At 42.4% G+C, this 18,227-nt stretch carries 22 protein-coding genes; 7 read left to right on the forward strand and 15 right to left on the reverse strand.

Features of this window, described 5'->3' with window-relative positions:
* Positions 1–56: 56 nt before the first annotated feature.
* Positions 57–812, reverse strand: coding sequence for a phycobilisome rod-core linker polypeptide (locus tag CV014_RS23035; protein WP_236144150.1), 756 nt, complete (start codon positions 810–812; stop codon positions 57–59).
* Positions 813–1,426: 614 nt separating this feature from the next.
* Between CV014_RS23035 and CV014_RS23040 the strand changes: the two genes are divergently transcribed.
* A complete protein-coding gene (locus tag CV014_RS23040) occupies positions 1,427–2,116 on the forward strand; it encodes a response regulator transcription factor (protein ID WP_236144151.1) in 690 nt (229 codons plus the stop codon).
* A 111-nt stretch (positions 2,117–2,227) separates the two neighbouring features.
* Here CV014_RS23040 and CV014_RS23045 read toward each other — a convergent pair whose 3' ends face one another.
* The 14 genes from CV014_RS23045 to CV014_RS23110 all read right to left on the reverse strand — a co-directional run bounded on the left by CV014_RS23045 (position 2,228) and on the right by CV014_RS23110 (position 12,553).
* A complete protein-coding gene (locus CV014_RS23045; RefSeq protein ID WP_236144152.1) occupies positions 2,228–2,611 on the reverse strand; it encodes a hypothetical protein in 384 nt (127 codons plus the stop codon).
* Positions 2,612–2,639: 28 nt separating this feature from the next.
* On the reverse strand, positions 2,640–3,005 hold the full coding sequence (locus CV014_RS23050) for a CpeR family transcriptional regulator (RefSeq protein WP_236144153.1): 366 nt from the start codon (positions 3,003–3,005) through the stop codon (positions 2,640–2,642).
* The gene (locus CV014_RS23055; RefSeq protein ID WP_329608428.1) at positions 2,983–3,606 is read right to left on the reverse strand and encodes a chromophore lyase CpcT/CpeT; all 624 of its coding nucleotides are present in this window, start codon (positions 3,604–3,606) and stop codon (positions 2,983–2,985) included. Before CV014_RS23055 ends, CV014_RS23050 begins: the two co-directional genes overlap by 23 nt.
* A 178-nt stretch (positions 3,607–3,784) precedes the next feature.
* On the reverse strand, positions 3,785–4,318 hold the full coding sequence (locus CV014_RS23060) for a phycobiliprotein lyase (protein ID WP_236144154.1): 534 nt from the start codon (positions 4,316–4,318) through the stop codon (positions 3,785–3,787).
* 179 nt (positions 4,319–4,497) lie between these two features.
* The gene (locus CV014_RS23065; RefSeq protein WP_236144155.1) at positions 4,498–4,932 is read right to left on the reverse strand and encodes a phycobilisome linker polypeptide; all 435 of its coding nucleotides are present in this window, start codon (positions 4,930–4,932) and stop codon (positions 4,498–4,500) included.
* A gap of 268 nt (positions 4,933–5,200) precedes the next feature.
* Positions 5,201–5,956, reverse strand: coding sequence for a phycobilisome rod-core linker polypeptide (locus CV014_RS23070; RefSeq protein WP_236144156.1), 756 nt, complete (start codon positions 5,954–5,956; stop codon positions 5,201–5,203).
* Between the two features lie 90 nt (positions 5,957–6,046).
* Positions 6,047–6,796, reverse strand: coding sequence for a phycobilisome rod-core linker polypeptide (locus CV014_RS23075; RefSeq protein ID WP_236144157.1), 750 nt, complete (start codon positions 6,794–6,796; stop codon positions 6,047–6,049).
* A 41-nt stretch (positions 6,797–6,837) separates the two neighbouring features.
* Entirely contained in the window at positions 6,838–7,698 is an 861-nt protein-coding gene (locus CV014_RS23080) for a phycobilisome linker polypeptide (protein WP_236144158.1), read from the reverse strand.
* Between the two features lie 433 nt (positions 7,699–8,131).
* Positions 8,132–8,809 (reverse strand): HEAT repeat domain-containing protein, encoded by a 678-nt coding sequence (locus CV014_RS23085; protein WP_236144159.1) that lies wholly within the window; start codon positions 8,807–8,809, stop codon positions 8,132–8,134.
* 180 nt (positions 8,810–8,989) lie between these two features.
* On the reverse strand, positions 8,990–9,694 hold the full coding sequence (locus CV014_RS23090; protein WP_236144160.1) for an ankyrin repeat domain-containing protein: 705 nt from the start codon (positions 9,692–9,694) through the stop codon (positions 8,990–8,992).
* Between the two features lie 311 nt (positions 9,695–10,005).
* Complete coding sequence (locus CV014_RS23095) at positions 10,006–10,482, reverse strand: DUF2656 domain-containing protein (RefSeq protein ID WP_236144161.1); 477 nt, start codon at positions 10,480–10,482, stop codon at positions 10,006–10,008.
* Between the two features lie 82 nt (positions 10,483–10,564).
* Positions 10,565–11,791, reverse strand: coding sequence for a DegT/DnrJ/EryC1/StrS family aminotransferase (locus tag CV014_RS23100; protein ID WP_236144162.1), 1,227 nt, complete (start codon positions 11,789–11,791; stop codon positions 10,565–10,567).
* A gap of 343 nt (positions 11,792–12,134) precedes the next feature.
* Positions 12,135–12,326 carry a DUF5615 family PIN-like protein gene (locus tag CV014_RS23105; protein ID WP_236144163.1) on the reverse strand — a complete coding sequence of 64 codons (192 nt, stop codon included), beginning with the start codon at positions 12,324–12,326 and terminating at the stop codon, positions 12,135–12,137.
* Positions 12,323–12,553, reverse strand: a complete 231-nt coding sequence (locus tag CV014_RS23110; RefSeq protein ID WP_236144164.1) for a DUF433 domain-containing protein — start codon at positions 12,551–12,553, stop codon at positions 12,323–12,325. Before CV014_RS23110 ends, CV014_RS23105 begins: the two co-directional genes overlap by 4 nt.
* A gap of 414 nt (positions 12,554–12,967) precedes the next feature.
* On the opposite strand from CV014_RS23110, the gene CV014_RS23115 reads away from it, so the two are divergent.
* From CV014_RS23115 to CV014_RS23140, 6 genes are all read left to right on the forward strand, one after another.
* On the forward strand, positions 12,968–13,309 hold the full coding sequence (locus tag CV014_RS23115) for a type II toxin-antitoxin system RelE/ParE family toxin (RefSeq protein WP_236144165.1): 342 nt from the start codon (positions 12,968–12,970) through the stop codon (positions 13,307–13,309).
* Positions 13,310–13,314: 5 nt separating this feature from the next.
* On the forward strand, positions 13,315–13,629 hold the full coding sequence (locus CV014_RS23120; RefSeq protein ID WP_103138106.1) for a helix-turn-helix domain-containing protein: 315 nt from the start codon (positions 13,315–13,317) through the stop codon (positions 13,627–13,629).
* A 134-nt stretch (positions 13,630–13,763) separates the two neighbouring features.
* Positions 13,764–15,869, forward strand: coding sequence for an ATP-binding protein (locus CV014_RS23125; protein ID WP_236144166.1), 2,106 nt, complete (start codon positions 13,764–13,766; stop codon positions 15,867–15,869).
* Between the two features lie 139 nt (positions 15,870–16,008).
* Entirely contained in the window at positions 16,009–16,380 is a 372-nt protein-coding gene (locus CV014_RS23130) for a response regulator (protein WP_103138108.1), read from the forward strand.
* 8 nt (positions 16,381–16,388) lie between these two features.
* On the forward strand, positions 16,389–17,360 hold the full coding sequence (locus tag CV014_RS23135; RefSeq protein WP_236144167.1) for a response regulator transcription factor: 972 nt from the start codon (positions 16,389–16,391) through the stop codon (positions 17,358–17,360).
* A gap of 8 nt (positions 17,361–17,368) precedes the next feature.
* Positions 17,369–18,227 (forward strand): response regulator (locus CV014_RS23140; RefSeq protein ID WP_236144168.1); only part of this gene is annotated, 859 nt, incomplete at its 3' end.

The raw sequence follows: 18,227 nt of genomic DNA on the forward strand, positions 1-18,227 counted from the left end.
CCCCTTATCTCCTTCCCATGCCCTATGCCCTATGCCCCATGTCCTATGCCCAATTCCTATCCCCAGAAAAAGATATTAGCTTCTGCAAATAGAACAAACAGAACTGCTAGGGTGACGAAAAAGGCTATGAGAGCAAAGCTGGTATTCCAATTTGCTCTTTGGATGAAGGTATCAATATGAAATGGTTCAAATTCGTCAAACATACCGGTGGGAATGGGACGGATGGAACGACGAGGTAAGGGTAATTTGTTGCGATAATCTTCGCCGTAACGTGACATCCGTGCAAAGGGTAGTTCGCCCTGAGCTTGTTGTGGTAGGATGCGACGGCGTTGATAAGGAACGGTATCATAACCAAAGTTACTGAGGTATTCTTCTGTATTGATTAAAGTATCAATGAAACCTTGTAGCCCTTTGGTAGCCAGTACAGTAGACCAAGCTAATTTTTCGCGATCGCTATATACATTACGACCTAAAAGTCTCTGAATGCAAATTTCTACAAACCGATAGTTATTGTTACTGTCGTAAACTAGTCTCCGAAAGGAATCACAACTAACTAATCCTCGGATAAAGTCTCTCACTGTAATTTGACTAGCTCTTAATTGAGACTCTAAAAATCGCTGGCGATGATTATCTAACATCTGCTGTTCATTAAAAACCTGCCGATAGGCTGCCATAATTAACATATCCATATCGGAAGCAGTTAACAGATTCTCTGTAGTGTAAATTCTTGGTTGCTCATCACCAGGAATCTCAAACCCTGCAACACGATGATTTTGTGATAAAGGTGCGTACTCTAATAAAGGAATCGACATAACCATCCTTCCTAATCAGCTAAATCTCAATTGTTGACTGTTGACTAACGTACGGACGGGTTTAAGCAAAATATCCGTTTTCAAGAGTAAATGTCTCATCGAACCCGCCCCTACTGATTTTTGACTGGTAAGAGAGAATTTAAAGCAAATTTTGATGCAAATTGCCGTATTTCAGCCAATATTGTCTTAAATCATGGTGAGGAGTGTACAAAATGGCTTAAAAACAATGCAAAATTACCTAACGCTGACTATTTTCTCTATACAGAGAGTCAACGCGATGGGAAAAATGACTTCCTTCTCTACAGCCTCTCAGCCTAGATAATCTCATACCATCAGTAAGGAAACTGGTCAAAAAATAGTAAAAAAATCGGAAATAATTAGCAAAATCAACAAATATTGATGTTTTGACGGTCAATAGTCAATAGTCAATAGTTAACAATCAATGAATTTTCTTCAAATTGTCATGGGTGAGCTATCCTCACAAGCATTAAAAATTAAGCTGATAAGAGTCTCTGCTGGTTCAAACCTGGAATTTCCTAGCTAATCCCTAGTTAGGTTTAACACCAAGTGGAATTATGGGTGGCTGTCTTTAATTTTGAATTTTGAATTGATTCATGAGGATTCTTCTGGTTGAAGATGATGTCATTCTGGCAGAAAACTTAGTAGATGCTTTGACTTCTCAGCGTTATGTGGTTGATGTTGTGCATGATGGCGAAGCAGCTTGGCATCAAGTGAAGGCTCTGGATTATGATTTACTGTTATTGGATGTTATGTTACCTGTGTTAGATGGGATGAGTTTGTGTCATCGTTTGCGATCGCACGGTTATCATTGGCCTATCTTGATGCTCAGTGCTTGTGACAACATCAACAATGAAATTAATGGTTTAGATGCAGGTGCGGATGACTACTTAGTTAAACCATTTGATTTACAAAAACTATTAGCGCGGATTCGTGCTTTGCTACGTCGAGGATTTCTGACATCACCACCGATTCTGACATGGGGTGAGTTACATCTGAATCCTAGCACCTATGAAGTTACCTACAGCTCAACTCCTATTTATTTGACACCCAAAGAGTACAGCATTTTAGAATTACTATTGCGAAATGGTCGGCGTGTTCTCAGTCGGCGTGTGATTATTGAAAATATTTGGGCTTTAGAATCTCCTCCCGAAGAACACACTGTGAAAGTTCACATTCGCAGTCTACGACAAAAAATTAAAGCAGCCGGAGCAACAGAAGACTTAATTGAGACGGTTCACAGCATTGGTTATCGTCTCAATCAGCATCAACATAAATTCAGCTAATACATATTCTTGATGAAGATGCAATTTATCGTTTGTTGTAGAGACGTTGTATACAACGTCTCTACAGAATTTGTGGAGAGCAAATTCACAGAGAATTGGTATAAACCACATTTAGGTTTGAGAAGAATTTTGCCTTTTCCACGAAAAGTAAAAGTGCAAATCTTTGCTACTTGCCATATACATCAAAATTACGGCACTAAGAGCAGCCATAATTAAACTTCCTACAATGAGGACAGTAGAAAGCTTTGCTTTTAGTGCAATCACCATTGCGACTAGAGCAACCACCAAAAAACTACAGATAGCCATCATGAGCCACTTCGCCCATTTTTGCCCCTGTAGAACAAAGTACATCACTACGATGGTGAATAAAATCCGTCCAATTGCCCATCTATCCCGTGCGAGGAAAACTAGCGTAGCATCTAGAATACAAAGCACCACAAACATAGCCGTCAATGTATTGCGTGCTTTCAAAGCAGATTCATCGATTTGGAGCATAGGTTTTTATCATCACAAAAAAATAACTTCACGCTTGTGCGTCAAATCGGGTGCGAAAGCTGCCGTATTTCAGCCAATATTGTTTCAGATTATGGCAAGGGGTATGTAAACTTGCCTTAGCCTGATAGAGAATTACTTGCCGATGATCACCCATCCAAATTTTGTCAATCGGATCAACTGATATGACTGTACCTCCTAAAGCTTCCACACATTGGGAAAATCGTTCAACGGCACTGTAATCTACAGTTTCAAACACAAAAAAATTACCTGAACAAATTAAATGCCTGCTGCGAATCCAGCACTGCATTTTTTTCTGCGCTTCTGGGGGCAGCATACTTGGTTTGAGAGATTCCAGATCCGGTAGGGAAAGATCACAGGATATTTGGGACTTCATGAGCGAAACTCTCCCGCTTTTTAAACCGCAATGGCCCATGTGTAGATCCCCAAACTTGTTGGTGGGTGTTGACATCAAGACCTTTATCAAGACTTACCCAGGTGCTTTCTGTGATTTCCACATAGCTATCTAAATAAGTCTGACAACCATTTTTTTCTATTAAGCAGAGGTTGCCAGGTTCGACACTGCCTTGAAAGCGATCGCCTTCTCGTTTAAAAATCATTGAGCAGTGATATCGCCGTTCAATACAGTCGGGAGTGATGGTTTTAAGAATATTTAAATCCCGTGCCGCACCAGCATAGAATATGGGATTTTTTAAGCTGTAGTTTTCGATATAAATTTGATCACCTTGCTCAACTAAACGATGCACACCCTGACGATACGGTCGCCACAAGTCATAGTCATAAACTTGTTCAGAATACATCCCTATGCCAGAGAAGAATTCAAAAGGTAAGGGACGAAAAAAAACGTGAATATGGGCGTAATCTTTAGGATTTTCAAATGCCTGTTGTTGATTGCTGAAATCCCCTGCCATCCAACGAGCTAGGGTAATTAAATTATTGGACGTTGTTGCACAAATAGGCTTTATGGAAGAAGTCACTTCACTTTACTCCAAATTCAAAATTCAAAATTAATTACCTTCGTTCTCAGGCGTAAATAAAAACAATTCGCAATTCGCAATTCGCAATTCGCAATTCGCAATAAACAGAAAAAACAATGAAAATCTGTGATTTTAACGGACTTTTTTGATGCTATTTTGAGTTTTAATTAGCTCTAGTTTAATTCTGGACACCCTGCCGAATTTCTGAAGAAAACGAGGCGGTAACAACTCCTGTTCCAGCACTGGTTTTAATCAAGGAAACTCGACATCGGACGTTAGGATTGACAAACCAAATTTTTTCCTCGGCGGCGGCGCGTTCGTAGGCGGTAGTTAGCACAAATGTACCGTCAGCCGTTAAGTAATAGTCACCGGCGGCGGCGATGGTTTCCGCATAACCTTGATCACGCAGGAGTTTACCGCGATGAGCCGCATCATCAGGATCAGGTATGGGAACTAAAACACAAGTACCTTTGACTTCTCCATCATCCCAATCTGATTGACCTTCCCAACTCATACGGAATGGGGAAACTGCTGTTTGGGGGTCGATATCATAGCTTTTACACAAGTCAATGACTGCTGGATCATCGATAGAAAGAGCCTCAATCTCAATTTCTGACTGTACAGCTTCAAAGTGGCTGAAGGCTAAATGATGTGCGCTACGTTGCGATCGCCAATGCCCAATGGAATTTTTAACAAACTCTTGAATATCCATCAATTTTTGATTTTTTTATAGTTATTTGCTTTTGAAGGCAGTATAAAAAATTGGGTTTCTTAAATCAGAAATCCTGGTTGTAATGTAAGGCAAAAGGCAAAATAAACAGTAATAAAATTCTTAAACAATCGTATTTTGATTGTAATTGATTTTATTACTTTTGGCTTTTTACTGGTTAATTACCACTCATCAATGAAAGTGTAATCACCAGATTGAAAAACTGCGATCGCTCTGGGTTTTTGCTCTGGTGGAACCGTAATTAGTTCGTTCTTTTCAGATGTTGTCTCAGGGTGATTTTCCACCTCTAATTGAGGTGCTAATTCAGGAGGATGTACTGAATTTAGAATATCAATTGCGGCTATTGTAGATAGTGGCTGTTCTTCGCACTCAATTTGGGAAACTGGAGTCTGGGAAGTTAATAAGGTAATTTGGGTAATTTTTCCCCCAAGGCGATGAATACTTTGAATTGTTTGAGACAGACAATTATAAGGAATTGTCTTTGTATATCTACCTTTCCTCATTATCCCTTGATCACAGCCACCTGTGACTGTAATCTTGACTCGGCAACTACTGTATTCACTAAAATTGCCAGAAGCAATAATTGTGGTTGCCATACAAATCACCTGATAAATTTGATGTTGTCAGCAACTTATCATCAACTGTAATTTATGGACAAGCGAAGCAATCACTAAATAAATTGCCGCTTAATTACCAGTGATCACAATGACAAATTCACTCATTAAGAAATTTAACAAAATCTAGCCTTTTTTCAGACTTAGTGTTTGTGAATGAATTTTGCCAAACTGTGATTGATTAGCAGTAGTTTTGTCAGTGGCTTTTTGGTAACAGACCATCTATCTACAAATTTTTAGCGGTTCTGCTTTAAGCTATTTCTGTAATGCTCAGAATCTTACCGCCAGTTTTTTGGATGCTCTGAATTTTTTGTGATAGTTGGTTGTATCCCACATCAAAGGTAGCCATGCTTTGAGTTACCCGACGACCAAAATTAGCCTTCGACACAGCCACACGGAATCTTTTTTCTCTGTTACCTACAGCACCACCGCCTAAAGGGGCAATAATTTTGGTTGCGAGGTTACTACCAATATCACCAATTAACTTGGCTGATTTACCCACATCGTTAGCAGCAAATCCCCGCATTAAAGCAAAGGTGCGATTGAAACCAACATTCTTCACCCCAGTTTGGGTACGATTGCCACGGGCAGAGGGTGTAACATGATCGCCAAAACTCCTAACATATTCATCACTGTCTATGTAGGAGTTGATTTCAGCTTCGTAACCCTGGGTGTTGTAAATCTGTACGTGTTCTGCAATTTCTGCTTGATCCTGTGGGGCGCGTCCCAACAGATGTTTGAAATTCAATTCAATGAAACGGTAGGAAGAAGAAGTTTCAAAAAACAAAGAGCGATATAAGTCAGATTGAGCTACCGCACGGACAAACTCTCTGACGGTAATATCGCCATTGCGTAATTGAGACTCTGCACTGGTGAGGCGTTGGTTATCGAAGATGTGAGCATTACCCAATACCTGGCGATACACAGCACGGATGATAATTTGTAGATCATCTTCGCTGGCGTTGGGGCGTAATTCCACGGACTCGGCTTCTATCCAAAGTGCCATATTTTTAGCCTCCTAAAATTGAGGATTGTTTATTTGTGTTTTATTAAAAAAGCATGATTTGAGGATGGGCTACGCCCATCCTGTTAAATTTTACGCAATTTCAGTAATGCTGACGATTTTGCCAGAAGTACGATTAATGCGTTGAATTTGTGGGGTCATTTTACTCGCAGAGACGATGTACTCAGTGGTACTGACGCGTCGGGGACTGTCGAATTTAGAACCTGTTACCACAATTTTGAAGCGTTTTTCAGTGCCAGAACCAATGACAGTAGCGGAAGAAGGTTTAATTGCATTCGCACTGTTGGTAGCAACTGCGTAGACTAATTGAGCAGATTTGACTGCGCTATCAATCTGAGCAGGGCCGCGATCGAGGGCAAATATGCGATTGTAGCCAACTTGCTTGCTATTGGCTGCGCTGTCTTTACCACGATAGTAGGGGACTACGTTTTCACCAAAGGCGGCTTGATATTCAGCACTATCGATATAAGAATCGATTTCCGCTTCATAGCCTTCAGCTACAGTCCGAACGATGTGTTCAGAAACTTCTCTTTGGTCTTGGGGTGCGCGACCAAGTAAGTGGAGGAAGTTGAGTTCTACAAACCGATAGGGAGCGCAAGACTCGAAGTAGCGGGTACGATAAAACTCAGACTTGGCAACGATGCGGACAAACTCTCGCACAGTGATGGAGCGATCGCACAATTTGGATTCTGCTGTCACCAACCGCTCACTCTCCATGATGTGAGGATTGCCTAACACTTGTTTGTAGACTGCACGGATGATAGTTTGAACTTCTTCTAAACTACCACTAGGCCACAGTTCCAGGATTGTCTGGGTTGCCATAGGAATCTATCTCCTCAGTATGTTATAAGTTTGCAGCCAATTTATACAGCAGTAATACTGGCAATCACGCCACCTTGTTGGTGAATGCGCTGATACTCTTGAGAGAGCTTATCGTATGGCACCAGAAATACTTGGTTGGCGCGGCGGAATTTGGAAATGTTATTGAAGGTTTTGGCACGATAACCTGTGACTTCAATGCGGTAAACTTTACCGCCCGCACTAGCATCAACACCATGACGGCTACGAGAAGCAACCGGCGGTGTGCGGAAGGTTGCACCATCACCAGCAGGAGAAATTACTGGTGTAGCTGTAGATTGAATAACCAAAGCATTGAGTTTAGGACTCTTGCCTGCTAGGTCTCCTTTCAAGCTACTGCTAGCAGCCCCCCGTACCAATTGGAAAGTATGGGTAAATTGCACCATGCTTGTGCAAGCTTCTGTTTTGTAACCCCGAATGTAGGGAACAATGTTTTCTCCAAAGGTAGATTGATACTCATCGCTGTCGATATAAGAATCAATCTCAGCTTCAAACCCTTGGGTGTCAAGAATGGTGCTATGTCCGCGCATTTCTTCCAAGTCCAGTGGCGCACGACCCAACAGATGGCGGAAGTTGAGTTCAATTGCTCGGTAGCGCGCACAGCTGGTAAAAAAGCGAGAACTATAGAGTTCGGATTTAGCTACTGCGCGCACAAACTCACGAACGCTCAATTCACCCGATTTAAATTTGGATTCTGGTACGGATAGCCTTTCACTTTCCATGACATAGGCATTACCCAATACTTGCCGATAGACTGCGCGAATGATTGTTTCGGCTTCTTCTTGTGAGCGGCCAGGTACCCACTCAACGGGAGGGGTTTCATCAAACAGGCTGACTCCCAGACGAGAAGCTGGTCCAAATGGCATTAATTCTATCTCCTGTTAACGAAAGAGGTTCAGAAAATTGTTTCAAAATGTAAAGAAATTTCAGATTGTGCATCCAGACAAACCAGATCAATAGATTGATTTGCTTGAACCCGAACAACTATTTTCACGGAAAATAGCAATTCTAATTCCCTAGATGCTCAAGCCTTGTAGGCGTTTTATACGCTTTGTTATGATCAATTTTCTTATGAGGAAGCAAAGATGAGCGTCAAGATTTGTAAATATTGATATAGTTGTAGCGTTTTGCACTTATTTTGCACAAACGATTCTGATCTGGGGGATTGGGGACTGGGGACTGGGAATTGGGGATTGGGGACTGGGCATTTACCCTTGCTTCCCCTGCTTCCCCTGCTTCCCCTGCTTCCCCTGCTTCCCCTGCTTCCCCTGCTTCCCCTGCTCTCTGCCCCCCCTGCCCTCAAAACTCCTTGGGCAAACTCCCCTCCAGGGCGGCGGCGACGACGTAATGATTTTCGTCTTGTTGGAGTTGGGCTAGTAATAGTTTGGCTCTGGGGTCTGATGATAAACTCAGAGCCGTGGCGGTTCGCCAGCGATCGCGCCAATCTTGTGCCTGTGCTAATTCTGTGAGTAAATCTAGGGCTTGTTGCTGCAAATTCCCTTTGAGTAAACTGCCCAGTGCTAAAATTCCAGTTTCTTTGACGGTTTGTGTTTCGTCTTGTAAAGCTTGGCGAATCACGGCTAGCAGCACTTCGTCTTGATTCGCTTCCATGAGAATCGAGATAATCGTCTGGCGAGTCAACCAATGGCGATCGCGCTCAAACAACTTTTGTAGTAACGGTACGGATTCATTACCAAATTCAAACAGTGAATTGGCAATTTCCGCCAGTACATTATGGTCAGACTCTTCTTGTAGTAACTCTTTGAGGATTTGTAAGGATGCGGCTGTGCGATGATTCCCCAAGCCCATCACCGCTAAACGACGACACAAAAAATCTTGATCAACCGCCAGTCTTTGCAAAATAGGGAGGGCTAAATCAGCTGGACATTGTGCTAATTCATCTAAAGCAGCTTTACGCTGGTCAAGCGCACCAGACCGCAGTAAAGTTTCTAGTTCAGCGAGGCGATCGTTATTCATAAATTGTTACTATAGGAATCCGCTTTAATTCCTGAAATTATTTGCGTAGGGAGGGAACAGGGAACAGGGAACGGGGAACAGGAAAGAAGGAATCAAAGTGTACCTAGCTTCGCAGAAATCAAATACGATTCCTATATTTGGAATCAATCCAAAATCTAAAATCCAAAATCCAAAATTGACTCACTCCGTCGCCCCAGCTTGAATTAACAATTCCACTGCTTGAGCAGAACGAAAGGAATTACGAGCTTCACTCAAGGCTGTTGCACCCCAGCGATTTTGCGGACGGAAGTCTGCACCATTGGCTAACAACAGCGTCATAGTTTCTAAATCGCCTCTTGCAGAGGCCATCATTAAGGGAGTCCAACCGCCCAGATTTGCGGTATTTACTGATGCACCCAATTCAATCAATGCCTTAACTGTGTAAGTATGCCCATTATCTGTGGCTAAGTATAACGCTGTGTCACCGATTTTATTTACGGCATCCACCTCAGCACCCATTTTTACTAGACGTTGGACAATATCCGTTTGACCACGGCGCGCCATCGTCATTAATATAGTTTCTCCATAGGAATTGCGATCGCTAATATTCGCGCCATGATCTAGGAGTAGCGAAACAATATTGCGGCGATCGCACTCCGCCGCAAACATTAACGGTGTGTAACCTGCGGGATTTTTAGTATTGACATCAGCATGATGTGCCAACAACAATTCCACAATTTCCAGATAACCTTCTGTAGCCGCCCACATCAAAGCTGTATTACTAGCTCCCACGGCTGTCACACCCCCGGTAGTATTGGGATCTGCGCCTTGAGCTAATAAGCTTTCGACGGCAGCAGTATCACCTTTGACAATCATACGGATGAGGTTTTCGTTGAGAGAAGCCATTTTTATAAAGGTAAAAGGCAAAAGGTAAAAGTACGGAAAGCTGATTTTTGATGAGAGATGTTACTAAGCCCTGTTGGGCGGATGTAGGGGTGTAGGGGTGTAAGAGAAAAGAGCCTAGCCCCAACCTAACCCTTGGGTTAAAAGCCCTGTTCCTTGGGGCAACTATGTTGGACTCTTTTCAATCCCTATCCAACACCTTAAACCCCTATACCCTTACACCCTTACACCCTTACACCCCTAATTACACCCTGCCCCCCTGCGAATATTAATATGCAACTTAAAAGTACAACAGCTTAATTTTAGGCTGGGGGTCAGATTTCTTTGAGTTCAACCTTAAAAATACTATCGGCTGGTTTTTGGGCAATGGTAGAATCCCAAGCGATTCCTTGTAAAAATGCTGCACCAGAGTTAGTTTCTACCACATCTACGCCCCAGTTTCCTGGTTGGAGTGCATCAGGAGAATCACTGGTGGGTGGTGTCGTTTTAATACCGCCTAAGACTAGAATCTCTGGGAGACGGGCTGTTTTTGCTGGCTGCGATCGCCTTTTTTCTGCTAAAGCTTGCGCGCAAAGTTTTCCGACTTGCTCAGGGGAAAATTCGTCGGTAGGGAATAAAATTTCTACAGTCCAATGGGGATGATTCACTAGTCTACATTGCAGGTTTTTATAGGTACTTAAACCCACTTGAAAAACTGCGGCAAATTCTTCTTTACTGAGGGCTGGTACGCTGTCATCAGCAACATTAAAATTATGGGCAAGTAGCATCCGCCCTGTAATATCTGTATTCAAAATAGCTAAATTTGTTGATAAAAGTTTGTAGGTTTCATTCTATATCTATTTAGCGATCGCTGAATCATCAACAAAAGCAGTGTTAACGTAGCAGTGTGGAATGTAACTTACTATCAATTAGATTGGAATCATTCAGCACACGAGCTAATCTTTCAATATCCTGCGACGACATCCCAACGTAAACGGGAAGATAAAGCAACTGCTCAAAAAACTCTTTGGCTTCTACTGGATTCATCTCAGGACGATGGGTTGGCGGTTCAACCACAGATAGACTAGATCCTCCTTGAGTTGCATCAAAACCTTGACTCCATAAATAGTGCATCAACTTTTCTGGAGAATCGCACAGTATGGGGAAAACCCAGTGAGTATGCTTGATTGCTCGACTTCCTGGACGTTTTAAAGAAGGTGTGAGTTTGATTAAATACTCGGCCAGTCTGGCGCGTTCTACAATTCTATCGGGGTCGAATTTGCGGATACGACGTTCCACCAGTGATAACAAAGCGGAGGAAGGTCTTTGACGAATCTGTCTCAAGAAGTTGTCGCCGGAAAATCCCCGCACACTTTGACTAATCAGGCGATCGTGATTCAGCTTGAATAAAGAGCATGAAGCAAGAAAAATGCTGTAAGTCAAGCGATAAGAAAGTAATATTAATATAGAATATTTCAAAATTCTGGTGAGAAAACGCCAGCGACTTTGTATAGGCCACTGCTCCTGACATAAACGTGTTGCATGACAAAGTGAAGCATCTCGAAACTGGAGAATTCCCCCTGCTAATGCTGTTGCAGTTTTGATAGGGCCGAAACTAAATAAACTCACATCACTTTGGGGATGTCCCCGATACTCATCACCTACATAAGCCTGGGCGCAATCTTCGATGACGAGGAGATTATGCGCTTCGGCAAAATGTAGAATCGGTTCCATTGGCATATAACTACCAAACAAGTGAGCCACTAAAATAGCCTTTGTGCGGGGAGTTACAGCTTTAGCCATTGACTCAGGATGCACCATCAGGTGGTTGCAATCGATATCTATGGGAACAGCAATCAGACCGTGAGCTTCGATAATGCGTGTCATCCCACGAATAGTGATAGGTGAAACCAAAATCTCTGTTCCAGGTTCAAAGTTAAGTGCTTGCAAAAGTGCATCAAAACCACTACGCACCGAAAGACAAGGGAGAATAAACCCTTTCTCAGACCATAAACGCTCGATTCTCTGCTCAACCATCTCACGGTTTGGCGATCGCAGACAATATCCAATTCCTGACACCATATCAGCCCAATTAATGTCAAGACGTTTACGGGGAATCACGGTTTCATGCTCCTTTCAACTTAGTTCTGACTAATACAGCTAACTTTTGGCGATCGCTTCATCAAGAACAGAAGCGATTTGAGCGTAGTAAGGTGGAATAGGACTCACCACCGATAAGATTAAATTCAACATTACTACGTAACTTGATAACTCCCCAAATTCTATCCAATAGGTAGCCTGCGATACCGCACAGCGTTATCTTCTATCGTGATAGCTGCTCCCTCAATTAGCACCTGTTCTAACTGAGGTAAAACTTCTAGTAATTTCTTTGACACCAAATCAGGTTGTGCAGAAGAAAGCCGAAGAGTAACTAAACTGGGTTGAGAATAACCACCTAAAGCAACTAATGCGAAAAATCTAAGTCTTGAGTCAATACAATTCGATTATTTACTCTGGCAAATTCTAAAATCTCTATGTCAGTTGCTGTTGCAGGCAAAACTTCGGTAGAACGCAAAATGTTGTAGCCTGCTTGCTGCAAAGCTACCACTGTTAGTGGTGAGATATGAACATCTGCTATGAATTGAAGACTGCTCATGCAGATCGAACATGAATTAATTGCTCTGAAACTGACCATGCAGCATAATTAAGAGCTTGTTGAATATCCTCAACCTCTAACTCTGGGTATGACTCAATAATCTGTTGAATTGATAAATTGCTGGCTAGAAGTTTGAGGATAAAGCCCACTGTAATCCGCATTCCACGGATTGTAGGTTGTCCGAGGCAAATATTAGGATTAATAGTAATGCGATCTAGCTTTTCCATAGTAGTGGATTTACTAAATATTTATGTGAACTGAAGCAGACACAATTACTTATCCTCATATTTTATCCGGCTAGAGTTATCAATATCTCACAATGCTTTTAAAAATTAATTAGCTACGGACAAATTCAGACTACTGGCAGGTAGCCTCAAGGTCAGTTAACCGTAAGAACAACCATATTTTATACTAGTGTACTTAAGTAAGACTGTAAAGCTGTTCGTCGTCCGTATAAGATTAGGTCGTCAGGGAACACCAAAAGATAAATTATCCCAAATAAACAGCTTAGTAGGGTGCGTCAGTGCGATAAAACCTAACTATACCAAGAGATTATTCATACTGACGCACCCTACAGTTTAGATATTTTTTTATCTGGAAGTCCCTCAGAAAAATATATCAGATATGATATAAGTAACGGCATGGATGAAACAGATAAACCTTTGCTCTGGTTACATGGTGAGATTAAAACACCTCCATTTAGCCAAGAAGCCCGAATAGAAACTGGGGTACTATTGAGACGGTTGCAGCAGGGTGAAAACTTGGGACTGCCTCACTCAAGACCAATGCCAAGTATTGGGTCACACTGTCATGAACTACGGATTCGGGATGCAGACAAGAATTGGAGAATTATTTACAGAATTGATGATGATGCGATTTTGATTCTGGAAGTGTTTAACAAAACGACTAGAGCAACACCAACCAGTGTGATCGATACGTGCCAAAAACGACTTAGCAAGTACGACAAGGACACTCAGAATTAACGTTTATGGAAGAAAGCAAAAGAAAAAAGCTTGAAGAGAACGGTTGGAAAATGGGAACTGTTTCAGAATTTCTAGACCTTACCCCAGAAGAAACGACACTCATTGAAATTAAGCTGGCTCTGAGCCGCCATCTCAAAGAACGACGACAACAATCAATGACCCAAGCAGAACTAGCAGGAAAATTACACTCCAGTCAACCCCGAATTGCTAAGGCCGAAAATGGGGATGCTTCAGTTTCTATCGAATTACTAATTCGAGCAATGCTAGCCACAGGCGCAACTCCTCAAGAAATCGGGCAAGTTATTGCACAAGTGAGCTAGAGCCGGAGAAAATAGAGACCATAACTAAAGTTATGTTAGCCAAATGTTAAATTTTCCAACATTAACTTTATAAAATTTGAAGTTTTGATCGCTTAAGTAAACAATGGAAATGTCCCCCTGAAGTATGGATGTAGGTGTCTAAACGTTCTTCTAAGCGGCACTCAGGCGCAAAAAAATCTCAACATCAACAAAAAGCCTACAAGCGTCTGATTAAAACTTTGTTTCAGAACGCCCATGATGCAGTTGCGCTCATTGATGATCAAGGCTGTCTGATTGAGATGAACAACGGTATCTGTGATTTGCTAGGGCTACCGCGTAAAAAGCTGAAAAAGCAAGCCTTATCTAATTTCATTGTTGCTGGGGATAACTTGGAGAGTTTTCCGCTACCACAATCATTGATGGGAGAACTCTTAATCTCATCTACTAGTCATGTTCAGCAAGAGGTGGAATATACCTTAACACCAAATGTTCTACCCGACTGTCATTTACTGCTGTTACGAGATATTAGTCAGCGTCGGGAATCTATACAAGCAGAATTAAAACAGCAGCAGCAGCGAGTGGAACTATTTTCGGAAGTCACGCTCAAAATTCGCCAGTCGCTACAACTTAAGGAAATTCTACATACCACCGTTACCGAAGTGCAACGGATTCTCAAAGCCGATCGCGTGTTAATTTACCAGGTATTACCAGACGGTACAGGTAAAACCATCAGTGAAGCGGTTGTCCCCGATTATCCCTCGTTGATAGATATGGAATTTCCGCCAGAAGTGTTTCCCCAAGAGTATCAACAACTGTATGCTCAAGGCAGAGTCAGAGCCATCACCGATGTTCATGATCCGGCGGCGGGTTTGGCAGATTGTTTAGTGGAATTTGTCGAACAATTCGATATTCAAGCGAAGCTGATTGTCCCCATTGTCCAAAGTCTCAACACTGCTCAAAATCATCTGTGGGGATTATTAATTGCTCATCAATGTAACAGCGATCGCCATTGGGTAGATTTTGAGTTGGAATTGATGCAACAATTAGCCGACCAAATCAGTATCGCTCTATCTCAGGCGCAATTACTAGAACATTTAGAAGAAGTTGTCGCAGCGCGCACCGCCGAATTACAAGAGGAAATCAATGTCAGGATGCAGGCGGAAGCAGCTTTGCGCCAAAACGAAGAGCAACTGCGCCTAATTACCAACGCCTTACCAGTATTGATTGCCTATGTAGATGACCAACAATGTTATCGCTTCAATAACCAAGCCTATCATGATTGGCTGGGGCAGTCTCCTGGCGAAATTTACGGTTTTCATTTGCGACAGGTGTGGGGAGAAGATTGTTACCGGAGAATGCGCGTATATGTGGAAGTCGCTTTATCTGGGCAAGCCGTCACCTATGAGAATGAAATAGTCTTGAAAGATGGAAATTTACGATCAGTTGATGTTACTTACATCCCTCATCTAGATGAACAGAATATAGTCAAGGGATTTTTTGCTTTAAGTAGTGATATAAGCGATCGCAAAGCCATTGAACGCATGAAAGATGAATTCATCTCCGTCATTAGTCATGAACTGCGGACTCCCCTGACATCATTACATAGTGCGTTGAAAATCTTGGCGACAGGCAAATTAGGCAATCTTTCCAGTGAAGGACAACAAATGCTGTCTATTGCTGATGAAAGTACAGAAAGACTGGTGCGATTAGTCAATAATGTGCTTGACTTACAAAGGATTGAATCCGGTAAAGTCGTCATGGAACGACAGGCTTGCAATGCGGCTAATTTAATTACCCAAGCCGCAGAAGCAATGCAAGCAATGGCACAGCAGCATGAAGTCACATTAGTGAAACAACCACAGGAAATCTCTGTTTGGGCTGATGCTGACTATATATTGCAAGCTTTAACCAATTTAATTAGCAATGCCATTAAATTTTCATCACCAGGAGGTACTGTTTGGCTAACCGTTGAACAGGGGACTAGGGATTGGGGACTGGGGATTGGGGATTGGGAAGTTATTTTTCGGGTGCGGGATGAAGGACAAGGTATACCAGCTGATCAACTGGAAAAGATATTTGAACGCTTTCAACAAGTTGACTCATCAGATTCTCGCAAAAAAGGCGGTACTGGTTTAGGACTAACTATCTGTCGCAAAATTATCGAACAACACAACGGAAGAATTTGGGCTGAAAGTAACCCAGGGTGTGGGAGTACCTTTGCATTTACATTACCTAATTCGGTGAGGAGTGCTGAGTGTTGAGTGCTGAGTGCTGTTAGCGGTAGCGCGGCGTTTAGCCGGTGCTGAGTGATGAGTGGGGAGTAAGCAGTTCTTTAATTTTGAATTTTGTGGCTTGCTTCCCGTAGGGTATTTTGAATTTTGAATTTAGTAGAGGGGTGTTATGGCTAAAAGAATTTTAATTATTGATGATGAGGAAACTATTCAAACTGTTGTGCAGTTTGGCATCAAAATGGCGGCGGGATGGGAGGTTTTCACCGCTAGTTCTGGTTCGGAAGGTATTCAAACTGCTCAAACCGAAAAACCTGATGTCATTTTGTTAGATGTAATGATGCCAGAAATGGATGGTATTGCTACATTTAAAGAACTCCAGTCACGCACCGAAACAGAAAAAATTCCTGTCATCCTCCTAACTGCTAAAGCACAAACTGCGGAAAAGCGTCAGTTTAATGATTTGGGAGTCAGTGGAGTGATTACTAAACCCTTCAATTCTTTGGATTTGCCAGAGCAAATTACTAGAATTCTCCATTGGTAGCTTCATTAATGAAAATCTTGCTTGTGGAAGATGATGATTTACTAATTAAAGTCCTCACCAGAAATTTAACCGCCCATCACTATATTGTGGATACTGTTAAGGACGGGGAAATGGGGTGGACTTATGGGTCTACTTTTGAGTATGACCTCATTGTCTTGGATATCATGTTACCCAAGTTAGATGGTATTAGCTTGTGTAAGCGTTTCCGCACACAGGGATACACCCTGCCAATCCTTTTACTCACGGCTCAAGATACAATCACAGCCAAAGTCCAGGGATTGGATGCAGGCGCAGATGATTATGTGGTTAAACCTTTCGATCCTGTAGAACTCATAGCGAGAATTCGCGCATTAGTGAGGCGAGGTAGTGCTAATCCTTTTCCTTTGCTGACTTGGGGTGATTTACTCCTCAATCCCAGCACTTGTGAAGTGAGTTACAATGGTCGTCCTTTGAACTTGACGACGATGGAATACGATTTGCTGGAAGTTTTGTTACGAGACTGTCAGCACGTTTTCAGCACTGAAGAACTTTTAGATAGATTATGGTCTTCAGAAGAATTTCCCTCTGAAGCCACAGTACGTTCCCATATTCGACGGGTGCGACATAAATTAGTCGCTGCGGGTGCGCCTCATGATTTTATCGCTACTATGCACGGTCGGGGTTATTATCTAAAAGCACCCAACACAGAAGAATCAACTACTCGCACTACGACTCCAGAAAATCATCTGCGGGGTGTAGCGAAATCGAAAGCAACTCTGAGTAACTCCCCGCAGCATCTACCGCCACCAGATTCTCAGCAACAATATCTGGCTTTTCTCAACGAAACTTGGACAACAACCAAACCCAAAAGTCTTGACCAGATGACATTTTTGTTACAAACTGTCAGAGACTTACAAACTAATCAACTTACCTCTCCACAACAAGCACAGGCGCAACAGGTAGCGCACAAACTGGCAGGACTTTGGGAGTCTTTGGTTTAACCAAGACGATGCACATCGCCCGTCAATTAGAGTATTGGTTGGGAGGACGCGAACCTCTGCAACCGAAACACGCCCCTTTGATGAAAACTTTGGTGACATCTCTCCAACAAGAAATTGAGCAGACAAACTTGATTCAAATGTCTCAACTTCCCTCTGGACAGTCACCCCTGTTACTGATTGTGAGTGGAGATATTGAGTTTAATCAATCTATAGTCAGTGTGGCAGCTAGTCGGGGAATTCGCCTAGAAATTGCGCCGATCTTAGATGCAACTCAAGCTTTGCAGGTAACAGAGTCAGCTTTTGACACTTTAGGTCAAAATCCCGATGTCGTTTTGTTACGCTTTTCTCATACATTATCCCCATCAGCAGTAACAGAGCAATCCGCCGTTGAACTCAGTAATTTTTGGGAGACATTGCAGACATTCAAACACCGTTATCCTGAAACACCAATTATTGTTATGGGCGATCGCGGGGAATTGAGCGATCGCTTGCAGGTCATGCGCCAAGGTGGAAAGCTGTTTTTAACTGCCCAAACCCCACCAGAAAAGGTAATGGATGCCGTAGTTAATTTGTTAAGAACTCCAGAAGTTCCCCATAAAGTGATGATTTTAGACGATGATCAAGAATGGTTACGCACTCTACCCACCCTCCTCAAACCTTGGGGATTTAAAGTCACTACCCTAGCCGATCCGCAACAATTTTGGAATGTGCTGCAAGCCGTCAGTCCTGATGCCTTAGTTTTAGATGTAAATATGCCCCAAATCAACGGCTTTGAACTCTGTCAACTTCTCCGCAGTGACCCCCATTGGCAGAGATTGCCTGTATTATTCTTAAGTGTGTTAACAGACTCCAGCAGCCAAAATCAAG

Source organism: Nostoc sp. CMAA1605 (assembly GCF_021596505.1).
GTDB lineage: Bacteria > Cyanobacteriota > Cyanobacteriia > Cyanobacteriales > Nostocaceae > Trichormus.

What these genes read in the sequence shown, in the direction of transcription:
- CV014_RS23035 (WP_236144150.1), bottom strand. Translation starts at nt 812, where the DNA reads ATGTCGATTCCTTTATTAGAGTACGCACCTTTATCACAAAATCATCGT.
- CV014_RS23040 (WP_236144151.1), top strand. Translation starts at nt 1,427, where the DNA reads ATGAGGATTCTTCTGGTTGAAGATGATGTCATTCTGGCAGAAAACTTA.
- CV014_RS23045 (WP_236144152.1), bottom strand. Translation starts at nt 2,611, where the DNA reads ATGCTCCAAATCGATGAATCTGCTTTGAAAGCACGCAATACATTGACG.
- CV014_RS23050 (WP_236144153.1), bottom strand. Translation starts at nt 3,005, where the DNA reads ATGAAGTCCCAAATATCCTGTGATCTTTCCCTACCGGATCTGGAATCT.
- CV014_RS23060 (WP_236144154.1), bottom strand. Translation starts at nt 4,318, where the DNA reads ATGGATATTCAAGAGTTTGTTAAAAATTCCATTGGGCATTGGCGATCG.
- CV014_RS23065 (WP_236144155.1), bottom strand. Translation starts at nt 4,932, where the DNA reads ATGGCAACCACAATTATTGCTTCTGGCAATTTTAGTGAATACAGTAGT.
- CV014_RS23070 (WP_236144156.1), bottom strand. Translation starts at nt 5,956, where the DNA reads ATGGCACTTTGGATAGAAGCCGAGTCCGTGGAATTACGCCCCAACGCC.
- CV014_RS23075 (WP_236144157.1), bottom strand. Translation starts at nt 6,796, where the DNA reads ATGGCAACCCAGACAATCCTGGAACTGTGGCCTAGTGGTAGTTTAGAA.
- CV014_RS23080 (WP_236144158.1), bottom strand. Translation starts at nt 7,698, where the DNA reads ATGCCATTTGGACCAGCTTCTCGTCTGGGAGTCAGCCTGTTTGATGAA.
- CV014_RS23085 (WP_236144159.1), bottom strand. Translation starts at nt 8,809, where the DNA reads ATGAATAACGATCGCCTCGCTGAACTAGAAACTTTACTGCGGTCTGGT.
- CV014_RS23090 (WP_236144160.1), bottom strand. Translation starts at nt 9,694, where the DNA reads ATGGCTTCTCTCAACGAAAACCTCATCCGTATGATTGTCAAAGGTGAT.
- CV014_RS23105 (WP_236144163.1), bottom strand. Translation starts at nt 12,326, where the DNA reads ATGAGCAGTCTTCAATTCATAGCAGATGTTCATATCTCACCACTAACA.
- CV014_RS23110 (WP_236144164.1), bottom strand. Translation starts at nt 12,553, where the DNA reads ATGGAAAAGCTAGATCGCATTACTATTAATCCTAATATTTGCCTCGGA.
- CV014_RS23115 (WP_236144165.1), top strand. Translation starts at nt 12,968, where the DNA reads ATGGATGAAACAGATAAACCTTTGCTCTGGTTACATGGTGAGATTAAA.
- CV014_RS23120 (WP_103138106.1), top strand. Translation starts at nt 13,315, where the DNA reads ATGGAAGAAAGCAAAAGAAAAAAGCTTGAAGAGAACGGTTGGAAAATG.
- CV014_RS23130 (WP_103138108.1), top strand. Translation starts at nt 16,009, where the DNA reads ATGGCTAAAAGAATTTTAATTATTGATGATGAGGAAACTATTCAAACT.
- CV014_RS23135 (WP_236144167.1), top strand. Translation starts at nt 16,389, where the DNA reads ATGAAAATCTTGCTTGTGGAAGATGATGATTTACTAATTAAAGTCCTC.